Annotated in this window: 12 protein-coding genes; 5 read left to right on the top strand and 7 right to left on the bottom strand. The window is 63.4% G+C overall.

The window, feature by feature from the left end; all coding sequences use genetic code 11:
* Window positions 1-5: 5 nt before the first annotated feature.
* The 3 genes from BUS42_RS32875 (at window position 6) to BUS42_RS32885 (ending at window position 4,567) form a co-directional block, all read left to right on the top strand.
* Window positions 6-1,484: a SpoIIE family protein phosphatase gene (locus tag BUS42_RS32875; protein ID WP_074314176.1), complete on the top strand. Its 1,479-nt coding sequence runs from the start codon at window positions 6-8 to the stop codon at window positions 1,482-1,484.
* A 198-nt stretch (window positions 1,485-1,682) separates the two neighbouring features.
* The gene (locus BUS42_RS32880; RefSeq protein ID WP_074314178.1) at window positions 1,683-1,973 is read left to right on the top strand and encodes a metal-sensitive transcriptional regulator; all 291 of its coding nucleotides are present in this window, start codon (window positions 1,683-1,685) and stop codon (window positions 1,971-1,973) included.
* Window positions 1,974-2,008: 35 nt separating this feature from the next.
* Window positions 2,009-4,567, top strand: coding sequence for a heavy metal translocating P-type ATPase (locus BUS42_RS32885; protein WP_074314179.1), 2,559 nt, complete (start codon window positions 2,009-2,011; stop codon window positions 4,565-4,567).
* Between the two features lie 333 nt (window positions 4,568-4,900).
* On the opposite strand, the gene BUS42_RS32890 is transcribed toward BUS42_RS32885, so the two are convergent.
* Complete coding sequence (locus tag BUS42_RS32890; RefSeq protein WP_254053946.1) at window positions 4,901-7,108, bottom strand: KUP/HAK/KT family potassium transporter; 2,208 nt, start codon at window positions 7,106-7,108, stop codon at window positions 4,901-4,903.
* Between the two features lie 363 nt (window positions 7,109-7,471).
* Here BUS42_RS32890 and BUS42_RS32895 point away from each other — a divergent pair, with 363 nt between their 5' ends.
* Window positions 7,472-8,560, top strand: a complete 1,089-nt coding sequence (locus BUS42_RS32895; protein WP_074314182.1) for a PrnB family protein — start codon at window positions 7,472-7,474, stop codon at window positions 8,558-8,560.
* Between the two features lie 203 nt (window positions 8,561-8,763).
* Here the strand turns inward: BUS42_RS32895 and BUS42_RS32900 are convergent, their stop codons facing one another.
* The 3 genes from BUS42_RS32900 to BUS42_RS32910 all read right to left on the bottom strand — a co-directional run bounded on the left by BUS42_RS32900 (window position 8,764) and on the right by BUS42_RS32910 (window position 17,441).
* Window positions 8,764-10,755 carry a fructose-bisphosphatase class III gene (locus BUS42_RS32900; protein ID WP_074314184.1) on the bottom strand — a complete coding sequence of 664 codons (1,992 nt, stop codon included), beginning with the start codon at window positions 10,753-10,755 and terminating at the stop codon, window positions 8,764-8,766.
* A 67-nt stretch (window positions 10,756-10,822) separates the two neighbouring features.
* Window positions 10,823-14,632 (bottom strand): protein kinase domain-containing protein, encoded by a 3,810-nt coding sequence (locus tag BUS42_RS32905; protein WP_074314185.1) that lies wholly within the window; start codon window positions 14,630-14,632, stop codon window positions 10,823-10,825.
* 376 nt (window positions 14,633-15,008) lie between these two features.
* Window positions 15,009-17,441 (bottom strand): type IA DNA topoisomerase, encoded by a 2,433-nt coding sequence (locus BUS42_RS32910; protein WP_074314187.1) that lies wholly within the window; start codon window positions 17,439-17,441, stop codon window positions 15,009-15,011.
* 357 nt (window positions 17,442-17,798) lie between these two features.
* Here BUS42_RS32910 and BUS42_RS32915 point away from each other — a divergent pair, with 357 nt between their 5' ends.
* Complete coding sequence (locus tag BUS42_RS32915) at window positions 17,799-19,664, top strand: 3'-5' exonuclease (protein ID WP_074314189.1); 1,866 nt, start codon at window positions 17,799-17,801, stop codon at window positions 19,662-19,664.
* 30 nt (window positions 19,665-19,694) lie between these two features.
* Here the strand turns inward: BUS42_RS32915 and BUS42_RS32920 are convergent, their stop codons facing one another.
* From BUS42_RS32920 to BUS42_RS43930, 3 genes are all read right to left on the bottom strand, one after another.
* Window positions 19,695-20,867: a hypothetical protein gene (locus BUS42_RS32920; RefSeq protein WP_074314191.1), complete on the bottom strand. Its 1,173-nt coding sequence runs from the start codon at window positions 20,865-20,867 to the stop codon at window positions 19,695-19,697.
* Between the two features lie 336 nt (window positions 20,868-21,203).
* The gene (locus BUS42_RS32925; RefSeq protein ID WP_143206595.1) at window positions 21,204-21,515 is read right to left on the bottom strand and encodes a hypothetical protein; all 312 of its coding nucleotides are present in this window, start codon (window positions 21,513-21,515) and stop codon (window positions 21,204-21,206) included.
* 66 nt (window positions 21,516-21,581) lie between these two features.
* Window positions 21,582-21,893, bottom strand: a complete 312-nt coding sequence (locus tag BUS42_RS43930; RefSeq protein WP_159452326.1) for a hypothetical protein — start codon at window positions 21,891-21,893, stop codon at window positions 21,582-21,584.
* Between the last annotated feature and the right edge of the window lie 618 nt (window positions 21,894-22,511).

Below are 22,511 nucleotides of genomic sequence, written 5' to 3' on the forward strand. Positions count from 1 at the left end.
AAGCAATGACGCTCCGTTACAAGTTCGCCCTGCCGATCAACTTGATGTTGCTCCTCGTCCTCGGAACCTCGCTCGTCTGGGAATGGCGACGTCAGGAAGCTACGGGGATGACGCTTCTCCAGGCCAGGCTCGACGAGGAGGCCCGCTTCGTCCGAGCGGCCTACCACTCGTTCGGTATGTCGCCTCGCTTCGTCGCTTTCCTCCGCGCGTTCTGCCACGCGAGCGACACTTCGGCCTCGCCCGAGCACCAGGTAGCCCTCGTTGACGGGACTCGGGTGGTCGCCAGCGCCGCCGAGCACGCCCGACGGCCGATGGAACCGGTGCGCCTGGCCGCGATGGGAGAAGGGACCTGGACGAGGCGCGAGGGGGGCGAATCGTTCCTCGTCGGGGTCCTCGGCAAGGGGACCGAGCGGATCGTCGTGGCCGAGTCGACCCGGGCCGTGGCGGATCGCGTCCGGGCGAACCTGAAGAGCCAGGCCGTCTGGTTCCTCGGGGCCGCCGTCCTCCTTTTCGGCGCGATCAATTTCGTGATGGGACGCGCAGTCCTCCGCCCCATCGGTCGCATCGCTCGGGCGGTTTGCGCCCTCGAGGGGGGCCGGCTCGGGGTCGAAGTCGCGTCCCCGAACAATGACGAGCTCGGAATGCTCGCCAGGCAATTCAACGCCATGTCTCGCTCCTTGGCCGACCAGGCGGACGCCGCCCGTTGGGAGATGGAGACGGCCCGGCGGGTCCAGTCGGAGCTTGATCCCCCCGAGCACGTCCAGATCGGCGGGATCGAGCTCGCGGGGCGTTGCCTCCAGGCAGGGCCGGTCGGGGGCGACGTCTATGACGTCCGGCTCCTCCCGGGGGGCCGCGTCGGGCTCCTGATCGCGGACCTCTCGGGGCACAACGTCGCCGCCGCGCTCCACACGGCGATGGTCCGGGCGATCGTCTGGCGCGAGGCGGAGCAGGCGCGATCGCCTGGCGACGTGATGTCCCGGCTGAACGACGAGCTCTGCCGAAACCTGCCCGAGGGACACTTCGCGACCGCCTTCTTCGGCTGGTTCGATCCGGAGAACGAACAGCTCCACTACGCAAACGCCGGCCACCCGCCGGCCCTCTTGAGGGACGCCGTGGGCGTGACCAGTCAACTCGAACCGACGATGCCGCTCCTCGGCATCATCCCCGACCTACCGGAATCCGAAGTCGTGGTGTCGTTCGGGCCGGGGAGTCGGCTCCTCGTCTTCAGCGACGGCCTGACCGAGGCCGCGAACCCGCAGGGCGACCTGTGGGGGGACGGTGAGCTGTCGGCGTCGCTCGAAGCGGACGACGAGCCGGAGGCCTTGGTCTCTGCCGTCCTGAAACGGGCCGCGGAGTTTCGGGGCGGCGAGGCTTCGCAAGACGACGTCACCATCGTCCTGGCCGCGTGTGCGCCGGTCCTGGCTGGACCGACGACCGGGCAACCTGTGTCGGCGACGGCTCGGGCCCCGATCGCCAATTCTTGATCACCGACCCCGGTGAATCCGCCGGTCGGATCATGAGGCAATCAACCATAACGATGTCTCGGCCTTTGGCCTTGCGTTCGTCGGATGGCCTGGATGTCCCCTTCCGCACGCCCCCGCGACGACGCCCCGGGTATTGACTTTATACCCCCCATGGGTATAGAGTTGATTTACCCTGGGGGGGTATATGGAGGAAGCAAGATGAGCAAGGGCGGATCAGCAAAGATCAAGTCGCGGGTGAACCGGATCGCGGGGCAAGTGGCCGGGATTCAGCGCATGGTCGAGGAGGATCGTTACTGTGTGGACATCCTCAATCAGATCGCCGCGGTCCGCTCGGCACTGGACGCACTCGGGATCGAGCTCTTGAGTCAGCACCTCGAGTGTTGTGTGTTGGGTCACGGCACGGGCACGGAGCATGCTCAGGCGGAGCCGATGTCGAAGGACCAACTCGTGGACGAGGTCCGCACCGTACTGGCCCGCTTCCTGAAATAAACGTTTCATCGGCACCGAATGTTAAGGAGGCGACGATGGCGATCAACACCGTTCCCGAGAGCAAGACCGTGACCGATCCGGTGTGCGGAATGAAGGTGGACCCGGCATCGGCCGCGGGGCAGAGCGAGCATGCGGGGAAAACCTATTTCTTCTGCTCGGGCTCTTGCAAGCAAAAATTCGACCATGAGCCCACGAAGTTCGTGATCCAAGTTCCGGGTCTCGTCGTTCTGAAGCCGGCTCAGGGCGGCGGGGGCCACTCGTGCTGCTCCTCGCACGAGGTAAAGAGCGAGCGCGCGGTCAAGGACCCCGTCTGCGGGATGGACGTCGACCCCGACCGGGCGGCAGGCTCGTTCGGCTTCGAGGGGCAGACCTACTTCTTTTGCAGCAAAGGCTGCCTGGAGAAGTTTCGCGCTGATCCCGCGCGGGTCCTGAGCCATGGGCCCGGCGGCATGACTCACGTGCAAGGGGCGGCGGCCCTCCCGAGCGGGACGCTCTACACCTGCCCGATGCATCCGGAGATCGTCCAGGAGGGGCCGGGGAGCTGCCCGAAATGCGGCATGGCGCTCGAGCCACTCGACCCCTCGGTTGACGAAGGGCCGAACCTCGAGCTCATTGAGATGAGCCGACGCTTTTGGGTCTGCCTCGCCTTGGCTGTTCCGCTGCTCGTGATCGCGATGGGGGAGATGGTACTCGGTCGCCCTTTTTTCGCTGGCCGAGCCTTTCTCTTGGTCCAACTCGTGCTCGCGACCCCGGTCGTCATCTGGGGCGGGAAGCCCTTCTTCGAGCGCGGCTGGGCCTCGCTCGTTTCTCGCAACTTGAACATGTTCACTCTCATCGCGATCGGGACGGGGACGGCGTACCTCTATAGCGTTGTCGCAACGCTCTTCCCGGAACTGATCCCGCACTCGTTCCGCGGTCACGGGGGCATGGTGCCGGTCTACTTCGAGGCGGCCGCGGTGATCACCACCCTGGTGCTCCTCGGCCAGGTGCTCGAGCTCCGGGCGCGGAGCCAGACCAGCAGCGCCCTCAAGGCGCTCCTCGGCCTCTCGCCCAAGACCGCCCGGCGGTTTGGGGCTGACGGCCATGACGAGGACGTGCCGATCGAACATGTGCATGTCGGTGATCGCCTTCGGCTCCGCCCCGGCGAGAAGGTCCCCGTCGATGGCTTCATCCTCGAAGGCGCGACCACGGTCGACGAGTCGATGGTCACGGGCGAGCCCATCCCCGTCGAGAAAGGGGCCGGCGACAAAGTCATCGGAGGGACGGTGAATGGCACGGGCAGCGTGGTCATGCAAGCCGAACGCGTCGGCTCGGAGACCATGCTCGCGCAGATCGTCCGCATGGTCGGCGAGGCGCAACGCACTCGCGCTCCGATCCAGCGGCTGGCGGATGTCGTCTCCTCGTACTTCGTGCCGATCGTGCTGCTCATCGCCGTCCTGACTTTCGGCGTCTGGGCCATCGTCGGGCCGGAGCCCAGGCTCGCCTATGCCTTGGTCAACGCCGTCGCGGTCCTGATCATCGCCTGCCCGTGTGCGCTCGGGCTCGCAACGCCGATGTCGATCATGGTCGGCACCGGCCGAGGCGCCACGGCCGGCGTTCTCATCAAGAACGCGGAGGCGCTGGAGGGACTCGAGAAAGTCGACACGGTCGTGGTCGACAAGACCGGGACCCTCACCATGGGCAAGCCCCGCGTCGTCTCGATCGTCGCGGCCGACGGCCAGGATGAGTCCGAGCTCCTTCGCTTGGCCGCGAGCCTCGAACGTGGGAGCGAGCATCCCCTGGCGGCGGCCATCGTCGACGCGGCCAAGGAGCGAGGGCTGTCGCTCTCGGAAGCGACCGATTTCCGCTCCGTCACGGGCCATGGAGTCATCGGCACGGTCGACGCCCGTCCGGTCGCGATTGGCACCTTGAAGCTGCTCGCCGAAGTCGGCATCGATGCCGGGACGTTTCAGGAGCAGGCCGAGCGCCGTCGCGTCGAAGGCGAGACCGCTGTCTTCGTCGCCGTCGATCAACGCGTGAAAGGATTCCTGGGACTGGCCGATCCGATCAAGGAATCGGCCGCGGCCGCGGTGAAGGCGTTGCATGCGGACGGCCTGCGCGTCGTGATGCTGACCGGAGACAGCCGGACCACCGCTCAGGCCGTTGCCAAGAAGCTCGGGCTCGACGACGTCCAGGCGGAGGTGCTCCCCGAACAGAAGGGCGAGGCGATCAAGCGACTGCAAGCCGAGGGCCGGGTGGTCGCAATGGCCGGAGACGGCATCAACGACGCCCCAGCCCTTGCCCAGGCTCAGGTCGGCATTGCCATGGGCACGGGCACGGACGTTGCGATGGAAAGCGCGTCGGTGACGCTCATCAAGGGGGACTTGCGTGGGATCGAACGGGCCCGAAAACTGAGCCGAATGACGATGCGAAACATCCGTCAGAACTTGCTCTTTGCCTTTCTCTACAACATCCTCGGGGTCCCGATCGCCGCGGGTGTTCTTTACCCGTTCTTTGGCATTCTGCTGAGTCCGATGATCGCCAGCGCTGCGATGACCCTGAGTTCGGTTTCGGTCATCCTCAATTCGTTGCGGCTCCGGAACGTCGATCTCTGATCGGTTTGATCTGAGGCGCTAAAGATCGCGGCATGATGAGGTCCATGTTGTTTTTGGACACTGTAGCAAGGGCGCCGGGGTATTGGATCCGGGCCACGCAGGGTCGGGCGGAAAACCCGGTAGCTTGGCGACAGTCTCAATCGCTGGGTCGATTTCTGATGCGAGTACGGTCAAATGGCCGCCCTGGTCTCGTGGTCAAGAGACCAGGGCGCTGAATTCGCTTCCCGACTATCGCATGAACCGACTTGCTCCTGATCGCCGCCTCGCGAGACTGCTTCCTGGGGACGCGAATCGCGATCGGCGACGCTCAAGAGTCGTGGCGTTTCTCGACGGTCACACCGGAACCGCCTTGAGGGGCTGCTCCGCTTCGATAATCTCCAGCTCAGGCAGGGTGACCTTCACACCGTCTCGGTTGAAAACCACCGGGATGATTTCCTTTGAGACGGCTGCGTCATAGCCCAGGCCGAGGAACTTGTGCGCCGGGGTGGAGAGCCGGAGGATGATCCGAAAGAACCGGATCCGCAGCCAGCGGTGGAAGGGAAGATCATCGCTGAGGATGATGTCCTCCTCACCGGTCTCGATGATCCAGCGATCTGAGGAAATGTCGATTTCACCATTGGACTGCAACTCGCGGAGCGCGCCCCGGATGTCGGGCTGTTCCATGTAGCCGTAGGTCCCGACCACGGAGACGATGTGGCGGCCGAGGTCGATCACCTCGAACCGGCCATTTCCCAGGTCGGCCTCGGCCACTGAGAGCTGTTTGACGTGGAAGAGCGTCACGTGGGACGGGAGCACGCCGAATTTCTTGAGGAAGACCCGCATCGACACGGGCACGTACTCGTCAAGGTCGCGGATCGGTCGCGAACAGAGGAAGACGAACGCGCGATCGGTCTCGACGAGTCTGCGTCTGCCCTGAACGAGGGTCCTGGCGAGAGGAAGATTCTCATCAATTGAGAGCTGGATCTCGTCGACCTTCTCGCGGAGCGCGACGAGCCAACTGATTTTTTTGCCTCCCTCGACGCCGAAGGCGAAGAACGCCTTGGCGAGCTCGGACCTTCCCCATTGCCACGTGAGCATGATCGTGACGAGCGCGGCGGCGATGGCCACGGGGTAGTAGCCGCCATGCATGAATTTGAGGAGGTTACTGACGAAGAAGAGCAGGTCGACCGCCAAGATCGGCGTGCAGACGGCGACCACCTTCCAGATTCGCCACCCCCAGCGGTAATGCGCCACATATCCGAAGGCGAGCGTCGTGATGCCCATGGTCCCGGTAACGGCAATTCCATAGGCCGCGGCCAGGTTACCCGCGGTGCGGAAGACCAGCGTGATCATCACGCAGCCGAGGAACATGGTCCAATTGATGCCGGGGATGTAGACCTGCCCCTCCGCCTCCCGGCTGGTGAACTTGACCTCGAACCGGGGGCAGAAGCCAAGCGCGATCGCCTGCTTGACGATCGAGAACATCCCGGTGATCAATGCCTGTGCGGCGATGAACGCGGCGATCGCCGAGATGACCATGTCGACGCCGAGGATGATTCGATCGACATTCGGGTCGCCCGTCCTCGGGGTCAGGGCATAGAAGGTATTGGCGCGTGGCGGGACCCCACGCTCGAGCAGGTAACCGACTTGCCCGGCGTAGTTCAGAACCAGACAGGGCAAGACCAGGTAGAACCAGGAATACATCACGGGGCGACGGCCTGAATCGGCCGGGTTGATGCTCTGCCCGTCATGGACCTCAGACTCGCCCCGGCGCGCGAAGTGGCCGATGTCGGCGTACTTGGCTTCGCCCCCCGTGATCGCCAGGACGACGACGCCGAGGATGACGAAGAGGCCGATCTGGGGAAACCCGGCGATGAACCGGACCGCGTAGGTTGGGTTAATCGCCAGGAAGACCTCGGGATTCCGAACGATCCAAGGCAGGCCCTTCAGCGCGATCCAGGGGAACCAGACCAGCATCATGAACCAACCGAAGAGCCCCCCGACCTGGCTTGTTCCGCGCCATTGGGGCTTGAAGAGGACGAACAGGCTGACGAGCGTCGCCGCCACCGCCCAGTGTTCTCCGAGCGGTTCGTAGGCACCCAACATGCTGATCGGCGGTGTGATCACGCCGTCGGCGGCGAGGAGTCCGGCCGCCGCGACCACGAGGTAGCCCAGGAGGGTAATTCCGAACACCTTCGCCGTTGCGCCCTTGAGGAGCGCCCAGAGGGCGAACGTCCCCCCCTCGCCGCGGTTGTCGGCCCGCATCATGATCAGGTCGTACTTGACCGTCAGGAAGATGAGCGCCCAGAACACCAGGCTAAAGCCGCCGAGTGCTTCGCCACGGCTGACGAGGGCGCCGCCCGGTTCGAGCAGGGCCGTCAGGTGCTCGCCGTGGACGTTGTGTTTGAGTGAGATCGTCTCTCGGGTGATCTCCATGAGAGTGTAGAGTACGGACGTTCCGATATCCCCGTACACCGTCCCCATCGCCTCGCGCATGCGTGTGAATAGGCCCCCACCGTGAGCGTGGGAATGTCCCTGACTTCCAGTTGCTGCCACATCCACGTTCCGCTCTCCACCCCAACGAACGATTCCCAGTGCCGCGAAGTCTCTCACAAACTTATCCAGGGCACCAGGGAAAAGGATAGGGGGCGGGCACCCTGCGATCTCACAAACGTCTCTTCGAGTTTGACTCCTATCCGATTCGTCGTAAATCCCCCTGCCCTGAGTCATCGGATTCTCAAGGCGATTTTCAACGGGGTGGAACCTCATCGTAGGACCGGACCCGGTCCGGCGGAAACCAGCCAGTCGCACGTTTCGGTCGATCGAAGTTTTGCCAATTCGCGATTTCGGACGAATGATTTGATTAAGGGCCGAAGGCGTGGCCGCATCCGGCGTTCGCATCGCGTTCCAGAGAGGTCATTCTGCATGAACTCCAACGCAATCTTCGCAAGTCGTGGTTTCTTGCCGGCCGAGGATCCACTCGTTCGGTTTGGGGACGACTCCGTCTTCGCGCCACTCGACGAGTGGGGTGACAACTTGCCGAGCCTGCTCGAGGATCCTGGTTTTCGGTCGTACGCCCGCGGGTTGAGGATTCCCCCCCTCCCCGACCGTGACCCCGCGCTCCCTATGCTTCAGCTCTATTACGTCCGCCTCGGCTTTCTCGCCTCGGCCTACATCCACCAGGTCGGCATGGAGCCCGTGAAGCTCCTGCCCGCAAACCTGGCCGTCCCGCTCTGCGACGTCTGTACCCGGTTGGGCCGTCCGCCGATCCTGAGCTATGACGGGTACGCCCTGTTCAACTGGAAGCGGTTCAACTCGGCCGAGCCGATCATGTTGGGTAATATTGACACAATCCAAAATTTCGTGAAACTTTACGACGAGCACTGGTTCATACTCGTGCATGTTGAAATTGAGGCGATTGCCGCGCGCCTGCTCTCGGCGATCCTCGATGCGGAGACGGCTGTCGTCGCTGTCGATCGCCCCGCGCTCGATGCGGCCATGCGGCGGGTGGTTCAAGCGGTTTGGGAGCAGGTGCGGGTGCTCCGACGGATCCCCGAGAAGATGGACCCGGCGCTCTACTACAAGACCTTTCGGCCCTACATCCGGTTCTTCGAGGAGGTCATATACGAGGGGGTGGGGATCACGCCAATCGACCACCGAGGCGAGACCGGCGCCCAAAGCAGCGTCATCCCCGCACTGGTCGCGTTCCTCAAAATTCCCCACAAGCCGACGCGTCTGACCGACCATCTGGAAGATATGCGCCGGTACATGCCGGCCGAGCACCGCGCCTTTCTCAAGCGGGTCGAGGCGATGCCCTCGGTCCGCGAACTGGTCGACAGCACGCTGTTCAACGACGCCTTGGAGGCCTTGGCGACCTTCCGCGAGACCCATTTAGGCTTTGCTCGGGAGTATATTTCCCGATGGGTTGAGGACCCGCGGGGGACCGGTGGGACGCCTTATCTGGAGTGGTTGGACCAACTCATCGCGGAAACACGCGACTTCAAGTTCGTTTAAACCGAGAATTGGCTCGGGTTCGACTCCATCGCTGGTCCTCGCGTGAACCGAGCCGCGCACGCAGCGCAGCGAAGTAAGCGGTCCCCGACCGACGTACCGAGGAGTCGAGCGCAGCCAGAACGCTGACTCCGCTGCGCTATGCTTGTGGCTCGGACTCAAAAGTGACTTGGGGTCGAGCGTGAGATTGCCCTCGGCCCAAGGCGTTAGCGAGGGGCCCACGGTCGTTGTCCGCTCTGCCGCAGTTCGTTGTTACGGTAAGCGTCGATCAGCCGCTCGAGCATCCTGACTTCGCCTCGAATTTGATCGCCGCGCTCGGTGTCGGCGACGCGGTGGGGCTGGTCCCAGGTCCGGACGACCGAAACCTTGGGGATGATGTCCACGCCGTCACGGACGGCGGCCTCGACGGACTCGAAGTGCGAGTGCTCGGCGAGCAAGGTCCGGTCGGCCTCCAGGACCAGGGTGTAGCCGTGGTCGCCGTATGCCTCGGAGAACGCGCCGTCGATCGTGATCGCCTTGCCGCTCCGTTTGACCGGGTTCTCCCCTTTCTCGATCCGCACCGGGACGTGTCCATTGACGATCAGGGCGTCAGTGGGATCGACGTTGAACTCGCGGAGGATCCGGTCGCAGAACCAGGGTTCGTGGATCAGTTCGAAGTAGGGATTCTTGGTCTCATGGTGGGTGGCCTTGTCCGCGATGAAGTCGCGCTCCAGGGTCGTGATCCGGTCTTTCCCGAAGAGTGGCGAGCGTTCGCCCCCCCAGAGATACCAGAGCAAGTCGAGGTCTTTCAGGGCCCGCTGATCCGCCGCTCGCAAGATCGCCTTGCCAATCGCGTCGAACAGGGGGCGACCACCCAAGGTCTGTCCTTCAATGCCCATGGTGAGGAACTGACCGGCACCGTCGACCGGTGCACAGCCGTGGAAGATCAAGCAGCCGTCGCGCACGAGGTACATCGAGCCGTGGCTCACGAGGTAGAGCATGTGCTCACCGAGCTTCTGGCTGGCCAGGAACGAGCGGCGCAGGCGATCGATGCAGATCTGCTCGTCCTCGGAAAGCTCGTAGGGGGCGGCCGGATCCAGGGTCGGCAGGTACGTGTCGCTCAGCGGATACCGGACACCGTCGACCTCGATGGACTTACCGGCGTGGTCGATCCGGTGCAGCAGGCGGCGGTGATCCATCTCCCAGTGCGGGTTGCGGGCGACGACCTGCCCCTCGAGCTTGAACTGCATCACCGCGGCGGCCTTCTGCATCCGGGCGACGATCAGGTCGGGTCGCATCCCGCTCGACTTGGGCAGGAATCCGGCGGCGTCGTCGTCGGCATATACCGTCCTGGCGAGGTGTTCCAGCGGGGTGAGGGGGATGCTGTACCCTTCGTCGAGCTGGCCCAGGCGGCGGTATCGCAACGAGAGCCGGAGCACGTGGCAGATCAGGGCCTCGTGGCCAAAGCTGGCCCCCAGCCAGGCGACGTCGTGGTTGCCCCAGATGAACGAGACATTCGGCTGCTGGCGGAGGTAGTCGACCACGCGGTCGCCTCTCGGTCCCCGGTCCCAGCAGTCGCCGCCGATGATCAGCTCGGAGATCGCCAGGTTTCGCACGAGCCGCGCCGTGAGGTGGATCAGGTGGAGCGCTCGGCCGCGGCGGAGGAGCTCGTCGACGATCGCCTCGACGAAGGTCTTGTCTCGCTCGGTTGTCGGCTGGTGGAGCATCTCCGCCATGAGGTCGCGGTACTCGGGCGGGAAGACCTCCATGGCCCGTTTCAGGCTGTAACGCGCGGCCAGAACCCGGACCAGCTCGAACTCGTGCCGGAGTGTCCGGGTGCAGAACGAGCGCAATTGCTCGGGGGCGAGCAGCGTCTGTTCCAGCCGTTCGACCATCTCGGCCGGGTAGAAGATGAGCGTGAGGAACTCCTGAAACTCCTCCGCGGACATCTTTCCGGCGAACAGGCCCTGAACGAGCGGGCGCAAGGTGCCCGAGGCGTTATTGATCACGTGCCGGAGTTTCTTGTCCTCGCCGTGGACGTCGCTGATGACGTGCACGGTCCCCTTGGGCAGGGTCAGGACCGCGACCAGGCGGGCGATCTCCGCCGTGGCCGAGTCGATGTCCGGAAACCGGCCGGACAGGGCGCGGAGCGTGATCAGGTCGTCGGTACGGAGACTCGGACCACGGACGTCGATATCGCTGGGGGCCTGCGGGTCCATGGGGGCTCGGCTCGCTGAGGTGGGGAGAGGGGTCGAGCACAAACGATCGCTCAAGAGCGTTGAGTTGTCAACGCGATTGAGCGTCTTGAAAGTAGGTTGACGGCAGGTCGAAATTGACGGGAAGGAGCTCGTGGGTCGGGTGCTTTGGCTCTGCGCCGTTGTCGTGGCTGATGCCCCGAGGCCTGGCTTCCCAGAGTTTGATCGATCCGTCGTGGCTGCACGAGGCCAGAGTCATCCCGTCCGTCGTGAAGGCCAGGTCATTGATCGGTGCCTGGTGCCCTGAGAGGTTCATCAATTCTTGTCGAGTGACGACATCCCACAAGTGGATCGTCTGGGAGACTCCGGCCGCGGCGATCAGCGCTCCATTGGGCGAGAAGGTGAGCCCGCGCAACCCGCCGTCGTCGCAAAGAATGGTCCCTCGACTGGTTCCCGAGGCCGGGTCCCAGAGCGCGATTTGTCCGCTCTCGCTGACTGTTGCGAGGATTGATCCGTCCGGCGCGAAGGCAACCGCCATGAACTCCGTTGGGCCGTCGAGGGTGTAACGGGGTATTCCCGTGGCCAGGTCCCAGACCCGGACCGTTCGGTCGTCGCCGGCCGAGGCCAGGAGCCGTCCGTCCGGGGAGAAAGCCACATATTGCACGATGTTGGTGTGGCCCCGGAGTCTCGCTTGCGGCTGCTCGGTCGCCGGGTCCCAGATCCAGATCGAGTGGTCGTTCCCGGCCGCGGCCAGCCGCGTGCCGTCGGGGCTGTAGGCGACCGAGCGGACCCGTGTGGGGCCGACCAGGGTAGTGTTCAAGCGTCCGGTTGCGACCTCCCAGATCTTGACATTTTGGTCGTCACTGATCGCTCCGGAAGCGAGCGATCGGCCATCGGGTGAGAACGCCAGCGAGGTCACGGTGGCCTCGTGCCCCAGCCATCCCTTGAGGAGTTGTCCGGTGGCCACGTCCCAGAGCTTGATCGTCTTCGGTTCGTGGGTGTCATTGCTGCCCGAGGCAAGAATCCGACCGTCAGGAGAGAATGCGACGGCCCAAGCTTCGTCGGAGTGACCTGGCAGAGAACGGGGTGTCTCACCGTCGGTCGGTTCGGGAGTCCATCGGTAGAGGTCGGACGAACGTGCCAGAAAGAGTGACTGGCCGTCGGGTGCGAACACCGGCTTACAATAGGCCGCCGGGCGGCCCGGAAAGGGCTTCAGTCGTTGCAGGGTTGGCACATCCCAGAGCATGATCGACTCTCGGCCTTTCGTGTTGGGATGGGCGCTCAGGGCGAGGCAAGCGCCGTTGGGAGAAAGGGTGCAGTGAAACTCTCGCGGCACTCCCGGCTCCGCCTCCGGCCGCAAGGTTTGCCAATCGTGGGTCACCCTGTCCCAATGGTGGACGAGTCCGGTCCTGTTCCCACCGGCAACGAAACTGAGGCTGTCGGCGCTGAAGCTGAAGGGCCTGCGTAGGTTTTTCGTCGGATCTCGCGCCACTTCGATCCCGGACTCGGTGTCGTAAATCATCACGCCAGAGGGACTTTCCGTGAGGACGGCGAGACGGCCGTCGGGTGAGAGATCCAGCTCCGCGTCAGGCTTACCGGCGGGTGAAAGTCGATGGCGAATGCTTCCGGTTTCGCGATCGCGGAGCTGAAAACGGCCATGTTCCCAGGTGCCGAAGGTGCGGCCGCCCGGCGCGAAGCTGGCTCCCTGGAGACCTTTGACCTCAAGTCGGAGCTGAGGTGCCGGGTGATCGGGAGTGACCCTCCAGAAGGTCGCAGAGACCGTTCTGTCTGCCTCCAACCATTGGATGCCGAGAGTCTGATCCATCGTGGTATGGTGTGGCGGATTGTATGCAAGTTCTAAAATACGGCCTGTGCGTTGGTAGAGTTCTGTGCGACTGAGACGGCGGCCATTGGACGCATCCCATACGCTGATAAAGCGATGATGATCGTTAGGGTTGGCGATGCTTCCGTCCCTGGTCGCTTCGGTCGCGATGACGAGACGACTGTCCGTCGAGAATTCCGGGCATCCGGTCGCGAAGGTCTTGCCGGCCAATTCGGCGCGGAGGCGACCGGTGAGGGCGTCCCAAAGTAAGACCCGATGCGTTGTGTCTTGCGTTGCGAGCGCGCGACCGTCAGGGGAAATCATGACGTGGTTGATCGGATCGTCATGGCCGCGGAGCACCTCGATTTCCCGAGTGGCCAGGCGCCGCAGGTAGTGCCAGGCGAAATGGCGAGGATCGGTGCCATCGTCGCCGGGCTTGATCTCCTCGAGGAACTCCTGGGCCCATTCGATTCGCCCCTCCTCGAGCGCCTGGTGGGCCGAGCGGATCCGGGTGGCGTAGAGGTGTCGGTTGGCCAACCGTTGTTGTTCCCGAGCGATCGATTGGAGCCGAGCGGCCTCCCTTGCGTTGCGATTGGCCTCGGCGACTGAGTCCTCGAGCCGTTCGTTCGTGCCGCGAAGCCGGGCGTTCGACCAGGAAAGGCCGGCGATCGAGAGCGCCACGAAGAGGAGACTCAGGGCGGCGGCCGTCGCCACGAGCGGCCAGCGTCGGCGTACCCATTTCGCCAGCCCGTCCACCGGAGAGGGTCGGCGGGCAAGGATTGGGCGTCCCTCGAGAAACCGCTTCAGGTCGTCCGCGAGCGCTTGCGCCGTGGGGTAACGGCGGCTTGGTTCACGGGCCATCGCCTTCGTGACGATCGTTTCCAGGTCGGTCGGGATCGTCGCATCCAACCGCCTGAGCGGAACGGGCTCCTCCTCGACGATCCGCATCAGCAGGTTTTGCCGATCGTCCCCGGCGAAGGCGGGTCGGAGGGTGATCACCTCGTAAAGCGTGGCACCCAGGGAGTAGATGTCGGTGCGGTGGTCGATCAGCCCAGGCCGCGCCAGGGCCTGCTCCGGGCTCATGTAGCGGAGGGTTCCGATCATGTCGCCGGTCCGTGTCGGATCACCGTCGCCCTGAAGCCGGGCCAGTCCGAAATCGGTGACCCAGAGCTGGCCGCGGTTGTCCACGAGCAGGTTCGCCGGCTTGATGTCGCGATGCTGAATTCCAAGGTCATGCACATGGGCTAGCGCTTCGGCCGCTTGCCGTCCCAGGTCGGCCACCGCGCGGAAGTAAGCTCGTCCCCGAGTGGGAGGAAGCGAGGAAGCCGGGTTGCTTCGACTCCACCGAGACGGAGGATCGTCGGACTTGCGAGCCGAGGCGTCGGAATCGGCGGTGCAGCTCTCCCCTTGTCCGGGAGCGGATGGACGCTCTAGGATCGAGCGTGTCACATCGCTCAAGACTGGGAGGGGCGCTTTCCCCACCGCCCGATCTTCGAATTGCCGCAATTCGCGGCCGACGTCGGCCAGGGTCCGGCCGTTGATGAGTAGCATCGCGAAGTAAGAGAACCCCCGGTCTCGTCCGACCGAGAAGATCGGCACGATGTTTCGGTGGTTCAGGCTGGCCACGGCCTGGGCTTCGAGCTGAAACCGCTTGAGTTGGCGGGGGTCGAGTGCCGTGGCGAACGGGAGGACCTTGAGTGCGACCCGCCGTCCCAGGGGGACTTCGAGGGCCTCGAAGACAACGCCCATGCCGCCTCGGCCGACCTCGCGGAGGAGTTGGAACTCCCCCAAGGTGCGATCGGCCAGGCCGATGTCGCTTCCCGGGTCGAGGGTTGGGTTGGGGGTGGTGTCGGTGTTGTTGTTGTTGGGCCCGAGCTTGGTCATGAGTTGGATGGTGGGCAGGAGCTGGCGGAGTTGCTCGGCGCGCTCCGGGTGATCGCGGATGAGCGTCTCCAGGTCCGGAGCCTGGCCCGCCCGAATCCGATCGGCGAGCTCGGCCACCCATTGCGCCAGGATCGAGTCGTCCCCGGTCCCGTCGGTTTCGTCGTGGCCCGGGTTGGTGGGGGGAGGTAGGCTCATACCGCCTCCGCAACGTCGCTCAGCGACCGGTCGTGGCGTCGTGGAGCCCGGACCCGCCAACGGCCGTGTGGAATCCGCAAGGCGAGTGTGTGGCCATCGCCGTTGGATGGAAATCGGATGGGGGGTATCATCAGCGTTGGCGCTCGTGCGGATCCACTCATGACTCCAGTGGTTTACGTTCGAGTGGATTATCAGCCACCCAGACGAGAGCAATTCGAGGATAAACCACTGGAGTATAAAGCATTTCTAGTGAAGTTGAATCACGAGCCGATTCCAGCGATGCTGGTAACGCAACGGCCGCCGCTCTGCTGACAGCGGTTCTCACTCGCATGACACACAGGCCAAACGATGAGGGGTGGTCTGGGCCACCGGTTGGTCATTTCTCGAAATCGAAGCGGACTTCACCTTCATCAATCTTTAAACGTGCCTCGAAACGTTTTCCCGCCTTCGATTTGAAACCCTTGAGCACGGCCGTTCGACCCTGCTTGAGGAGTGCCTGGACTGCGCGGATGCCAATCGTTTTTCCGGCGATCTGCTTCCAGATCGTAAACCGGCACGCTCCCTTCGGCCCGGCGCAGCGATACCCCTTTTCCTGCTCGACGACCTCGGCCCCGCACAGGGGGCAGGGGCCGAGGGAGACGGATGCGAAACTTGACTTGTCTTTGTGCGTCGTGGCTTTCTCGGACTTGCCCGGAACGGCCTCGCGTCGCCCAGCCCCCTTGGCTTTTCGTGGGGACGGGGGCCGACGATGCGCCTGCGCGGATTGCCTCGGCTTTCCGGCCGGTATTGGGATCGCCGTCAATTCTCCCGCGTCCGTCAGGTGAACGATTACCCCGCCCGAGCCCGTCGCCCCACCCGACCCGAAGAGCACGCGACGTTGCAACAGTTCCCGGACCTCGTTCTCCCCGAGTGTTCGATCCTGGAACTCCCGCCAGAGTACGAATTTGCACCCGTCCTTCCAACCTGAGCAACCGTAGCCCTTCTTGCCCACGATCACCGGGCGACCGCATCGCGGGCAGTCGCCGAGCCGGTCGGGATCGATCGCGGTTTCATCGCCGGAGCGAATGACTTCGCCCGTATAGTGCGCGATCTCGCCCATGAAGGTTCGGGCATCAAGTCGGCCCCGTTCGATCTCCCGGAGCTTGGCCTCCCACTCGCCGGTGAGTTCGGGACTCTTTAATCCTCGGACTTGAATGAGCGCGATGAGGTAGCGGCCCAGGTCGGTCGCGGCGAGCGTTTTCTTGTCGCGATTGATGTATCCTCGCGCGAGGAGGGTCTCGATAATCGAGGCCCGAGTCGCTGGTGTGCCGAGTCCGCGCTCCTTGAGTGCTTCCTTGAGCTCCTCGTCGTCGACGAACTTCCCGGCCGTTTCCATGGCCCCGAGAAGGCTCCCCTCGGTGTACGACTTGGGCGGCGTCGTCTCCCCGCGCTTGACCGAAGGCTCATGGGGGCCGCTCTCGCCGGACCGGAACTCGGGAAGTTCCTGTTCTTCCTCTTTCTTGTCCTTATCGTCCTGATTCCGGGGATAAAGCACCGTCCAGCCGGGGTCGACGATCCGAACACCCCGAGCCCGAAACGGGACCGTGTTTGCGAGCCCGGAGACGGTCGTCACCTCTTTGAGACAGGTGGGATAGAAGGCGGCGATGAAGCGAGTGACCACCGCGTCGAAGATCTTCCGACCGGCCGGCGCGAGGTCGCCGGGATACTTGCCGGTCGGAATGATCGCATGGTGGTCGCTCACCTTCTGATCGTTGATGATGCGCCCGGTGAAAGCGAGTGACTTCAAGTCGAGCTTACCAATCTCCTCGGGTTTCAAATCCCGGAGCTCGGCCAAAATCGCCGGGACCTTCGCCTTCATGTCCGTACCGAGGTAACGGGAATCGGTCCGGGGATAACTCAGCAGCTTGGCCTCGTAGAGCGACTGCGCGGTCTTGAGCGTGGCGTCGGCCGACATTCCATAGCGACGATTCATGTCGCGTTGCAGATCCGTCAGGTCGTAGAGCTGGGGAGGAGGGACTCGTTCCGGCTTCCGGTCGATCCCTCGGATCGTGAACGGCTGCCCTTGCACCTGTTCGAGAACCGCGCGGGCCTCCTCTTCTTTGACGAAGCGGTTTCCCGCGAATTTGAACATGACTGCGCGATACCGCGTGATCACCTCCCAGAACGGCTCGGGCTTGAACGTGCGGATTTCATCATCCCGTCGTACGATCATCGCGAGCACGGGGGTCTGAACTCGGCCCACGCTCCAGAGCAGGCCCGGGGTGCGGTAGCGGACCGTGTAGTAGCGAGTGGCGTTGAGCCCGACGACCCAATCGGCTTCGCTCCGGCACCGGGCCGCGGCGAACAAAGTATCGTAATCGGAAAGCGGCCGGAGGCGAGCAAACGCTTCCCGAATCGCCGACTCGGTCAGCGAGCTGAGCCAGAGCCGTTGCGCGGGCTTGGCGCCGCAACCGGTCAAGTCGAGGATGTACCGGAAAATCAGCTCACCCTCTCTTCCGGCATCGGTGGCGCAAACTAAAGCGTCGGCCGTGCGGAAGAGGCGGCGGATGACCTCAAACTGCTTGCGGGCGCCCCGGTCCTCGATCACCTTGAGACCGAAACGATCGGGCACGAACGGCAGAGTCTCCAGCGACCAGCGTTTCAGCACGGGGTCGTAGTCGTGGGGTTCCTTGAGGGTGGCCAGGTGCCCCAAGGCCCAGGTCACCTGGTATCCCTTGCCCTCGTAGTACCCCTCGCGACGTGCCGTGGCGCCGAGGAAGGCGGCCAGCTCGCGGGCGACGGATGGCTTCTCGGCGATCACGACTTTCATGAATTCCCTGGGCCGGGTGATGCCCCGCCGCTTCCCCCCGATTGGTTTGCTGATCTGGCGGTGAGCACGGTCTGGGCGCGATGGCGGAATCATCCCAACAGGACAGCCTGTCTGTCAGGATCTGACACACTCCGATTCTGTTCGATTGTACACATTCCGGTCTTCCGAAAGTAGACCCAGGGCGGAATCCCCGCGGGCGAACCCTGCAGACGACCCGATGACTATTTGTCTACTTAATGAGCGATGCTCCGCGGTGCTACCATACCCGCTTGTTTGGCGCGAAGCGTGCCGCCGGCGCGGGTTGGGCTTGGTGCCTCTGACAATCGGCCCTTGCATTGAAGAAAGTCGACGCGTTTCATGGCGATTCTGATCCCCGACACCTGTCCTTCCAAGGCGACCGTGGGGGAGAAACGCGTCTATGGGTTGCTCCGGGACGCCCTGCCCGACAACTACACGGCTTGGTACGAGCCGGTCGTCGGTGACCGGCGCCCCGATTTTACCCTCCTGGCCGATGACTTCGGTCTGATCGTCCTGGAGGTCAAGGGCTGGTACGCCGGCCAGATCGCGCGGGCCACCGACCAGGAGGTTGAGCTGCATCGGACCGAAGGGGGGGAAACCCAGGTTGAGATGCACAAGAATCCCATCCGTCAGGTCCGCGATTACCTCAATCTCCTGATGGATAAGCTGGCTCGCCCGGAGTATGCGATCCTCCGTCAACCCGAGGGCGAGCATCGCGGCAAGCCGTGCTTCCCATGGGGGTTCGGCGTGATCCTGACCAATATCACTCGCGCTCAACTTCGAGCGGCCAAGCTCTCGGAACTCTTCCCTCCCGACAAGGTCATCTGCCGCGATGAGCTCACGTCGATGGATGGCGCCGGCGACCGGGCGGTGATCCGCCGACTCAAGGCCATGTTCCCGGCCCCCTTTCCGTTCGATCCGCTCACCGAGGACCAGGTCAAGACGGTCAAGGGCGTCCTCCATAAAGAAGTTATCGTTCGTCGCCGACCGGCAACGGCGGCCTCGGTTCCGAAGGGCCAGTTGTTGCTGCCGGGGGCGGTGGCTCTCGACGTCCTCGACGCTCATCAAGAGCAGGTGGCGCGGTCCTTGGGCGACGGACACCACATTGTCTTCGGCGTCGCCGGGTCAGGTAAGACGGTCCTGATCTTGGCACGAGCCCAGCTCATTGCGCTCCAGGACGCGGCGAAGAAGGTTTTAATCCTTTGCTACAACAAGGCGCTCGCGGCCGATCTGGTCGCGCGGCTCGGACCGCATGGCCCGAAAAACATCGAAATCCGTCACTTCCACTCGTGGGTGGCACGGAAGACCGGGCTCCGCAAGCGCCAGGAGGAAAGCTTCGACGACTACGAACGCCGGCTCGTCGACGCGATGCTCCGCGGCGCGGACCACTGGACCGAAGCCGAGAAGTACGACGCAATCCTGATCGACGAGGCCCATGACTTCGAACCCGACTGGTTCCGCTGCGCCACGAGCCTGCTCCGGGACGGCCCCGTGGGTGATATCCTGATCGCGGCGGACGGCGCCCAGAGCCTTTACGGTCGCGACCGCAAGTTTACCTGGTTGAGCGTCGGCGTCCAGGCGAGGGGTCGGTCGCGTCGGCTGACGCATAATTATCGCAATACAAAACAGATCCTGGAATTCGCCTGGCAGGTGGCCCAGTCGACGGTCAAGGACGACGCTGAGTCGGAGACTCTCGTCCGGCTCGTGCCGACCCGTGTCCTCCGCCGCGGGCCGGTCCCCTGTTACCGAGGCAGCACGACGATTGAGGCTGAGCATGCGTTGATCGCAAAGCTGGTCCAGCGGTATCGTGAGAAAGGAATCGCCGCACAGGACATCGCCGTCCTCTATCCGCGTAACGAACGGGGTCGGATCGACGCGCTCTGCCAGACGCTGCGACGGTCGGGCGAGGTGAGTTGGATCTCCAACGAAGCCGATCCCGGCGGCGGTGTCCGGGCGCTCGCGCAGCCGGGGGTGCGGCTGGCGACGGTCCATGCGGCCAAGGGCCTGGAGTTCAGGGCCGTCATCCTCTGTGCGCTGGACCTGCTGCCGAATCGGCAGCAGATCGACGAGGTCCGCGATAGCAACCTGCTCTACGTGGGACTGACCCGGGCCACGGACGAACTGATCGTCACCTGGGCAGGACGCAGTGCGTTCACCGACCGCCTCCCCTACGCCTCCAAGGCCATACTATTGACTGATGTTTAGTTATGGTTGGCTTGATGGCGGAGACGGTGCTCAAGGAGCAAACCAGGGCTTGGCGAGTGGGTCGGTTTTGAAGAAGTTGAGCATGACCTTGGCAACCTTGTCGCGGCCCGCCTCGGAGGGATGCGTTCCATCGGCGGCGAGATCGGCACGTTGATAGTTGAGCTTGTCGCTCGCCCGCGGGGTTGTACCATCAGCCCAGAGATAGGGACCCCAGAGGAGTAGTGGTGCTTTGATCGGGCCCCGATCTGCGTTGAAGTTCAATGCGCCACTCCCCTTGATCTGGTTCTGGATGAGCCAACGCACGGGAAAGGCGGATTCGTAAGCGAACGGTTCGGGGTTGAGATTGGTCGTTGCATAGCCGCCGTAAATCCGGCTTGAGAGGTACGCGATCCGCAAGTTCGGGAAGCGTCGCTTTGCGTTTTGAATCACGGCCAGAGTGTCGCGCTGCAACTGCCGCCCATGCTGTTCTAACTCGCCGTGGGGCCCCTTGTTTGCAAGCTTGATCCAGGCAATCTGCACTTGTTTGGGCGATACCGTGGCGCTGGCCAGCCGTTGCTCGGCGATGGACCAAGTCCGCGCATCCGGTGGTGCCCACTCGGCCATGGCCTGCCCCCCTTGAGCGCAATCCACGATGGTCAACTTCGCGGACTTGGCCGGGTCCAGGTCGGCAATCTTCTTGAATCGCGCAAACTCTTGCGTTGCGTTCGACATGCTGATCGAGACGAAAACGATCTTGCCATCCGCGGCAGGCCGTCCATCGGTATTCAGGGGCTGGATGCGTGCCAACTCTTGCTCCGCCTCGCGGCGATGAGTTTCCGGTGGGGTGTTTTTGCCGCCACCGTACAAGCCACCGTCCTGCTGCTTGTAGCGATCATCCGCAGTCATCTCGATGAGTGGATTGAGCCCGGTTGAGTCCCTCGGGACCGGTTTAGGGCCTTGACGTTCCGTCACACCGGCTTTCTGTTGTTCCCGGCGTGCCGCGATGGCTCGTTTCAGGTAGGCCGTCTCGTCGTCCGTTAGCGCTTCACCGCGCTGGCGCTTGCCCATCAACATTCGTGCCCGCTCGAAGTCGATCGGCTGTTCCTTTGGAGCCTCCGACTGATGGCCCGGCCGTTCTCCACTCGGCGCGGGCTGTGCATCAGCGAAGGTTCCTCCAATCAGGGACAGCCAGCCCAATGCGAACCCTACGTGTTTGTACCTCATTCTCTGCCTCCTCCGTCGCTTGAGCCGTTGGTTGCGGGTGGCGCACGGTGATTATCGAGGCAGGAGCCGAACGACTCAAGGAGTCAGGCGACTTCTTGAGTGGACCGGAACGCGATGCTCTCACCGCACCAGCCGGGCTCGACTTTGAGCTCTGGCTTTTGAGCTCTGGCTTTTGAGCTCTGGCTTTTGAGCTCTGGCTTTTGAGCTCTGGCTTTTGAGCTCTGGCTTTTGAGCTCTGGCTTTTGAGCTCTGGCTTTTGAGCTCTGGCTTCTGGAGTCTCGGGAAGAGGGGGTCGGCTACGTCTGGCTCTCCGGTCGGTCCGACGAAGCCCGTCGCTCAGCGGGCTGCGCCGAGCTCGGGGTCTTCGGAGGCGTACTGCCATTGGTCTGGCGCGATCCCGAACCACTCGAGGGCCATCGACTCCGCACCGGTCAAGGTGTCGAACCAAGAGTCGCTGGCGAAACTCGAATCGCCTTGCGCCGTGATGATGAGCAGGTAGCCCGGTCCTTCCTCCTCGATTGTGATGTCGAGAGTCACACGGTGGACCGGGGTTGGCAACGGAATCGCGGCGCCGGGCGGAAGCCAGCCGCGATGCGGCTCGCCGCCGTACACATAGCTCACACCGGAGACCCGCTTTATCACTGACATCGTGGATGCCTGTCGGTACAGCCCTGTGGAGTGGTGACTCAACGAATGTTCGCTTCTGAACTATGATTAAGGAAAGCTGACAGTGGCCGTGATCGGCCGATTCGCCAATCCGGGAAGACTCATCACGGTATTCCCGGCGGGAGGTGGAGACGTGAAAAGGGGCTTCACCTTGCCATCCAACGACGCATAAGCCTCGAAAGCCGGGAACGAATCGATCTTGCCGTTAAACTCGATCGTCACTTCTCCACTCTTTGCTCCAGGGCGGATCACAAACTCGCCTTCATAGTCGATGTCCGCGGCCGCGGACACCAAGGGATCGCCTGCGGCCGCTTTCAGCTTTAAAACGAGGGCCGTTGCCCCGAGCGCGGAACCGGGCATGACCGGACTCGGAAAAGAGGGCGACGTCGCCAAGGGTTTGATTGTGGGAGTGGTCCATGAACATCGTGACATGTTGGCCACTTTGAATCGCAACTCTTTGCCGTTTACCAAGTCAACTTCGGTCGTTCCCGAGCTGCGATGGCCCTTGGCGATCACCTCGAGTGGCGACAACTGGATCTCGACCCACGACTGCATTCGAGCACTTGCTTTGGGCGAGTCGCTAAAGGTTCGTTGGTCGGTGAGGAAGCCCGTGTCACCTGCATTCTTGATCTCCGTCCACAGGTTGACAGGATTGAGACTTGCCATCGTAGGCAGCGGGATCGCGGTTTTGCCGACATGTGTGCCTGTCGGAATGACTCTCGTGTAGCCCTTCACCGTCTTTGGGATAAACGCACTCATCCAGATGATCAATGACACGGAGTTCTCCGAACAGGGTAGGATTTGCCCGAGCCAGGACGTTGAGCTCCAAACGTCGGGTCACGAGGGGGGTACCGTGCTGGAACCGATCTGTGACGAAGGAGAGGCCGAGATTTTTGGAACTCGACGCACCCGAACGCTTGCTCCGCGCCGATTCGCCCTGGCCTGTATAACAATATGGTGAACACGGCAGATCTCATC

The organism is Singulisphaera sp. GP187 (genome assembly GCF_900129635.1).
In the GTDB taxonomy this organism is placed as follows: Bacteria; Planctomycetota; Planctomycetia; order Isosphaerales; family Isosphaeraceae; genus Singulisphaera.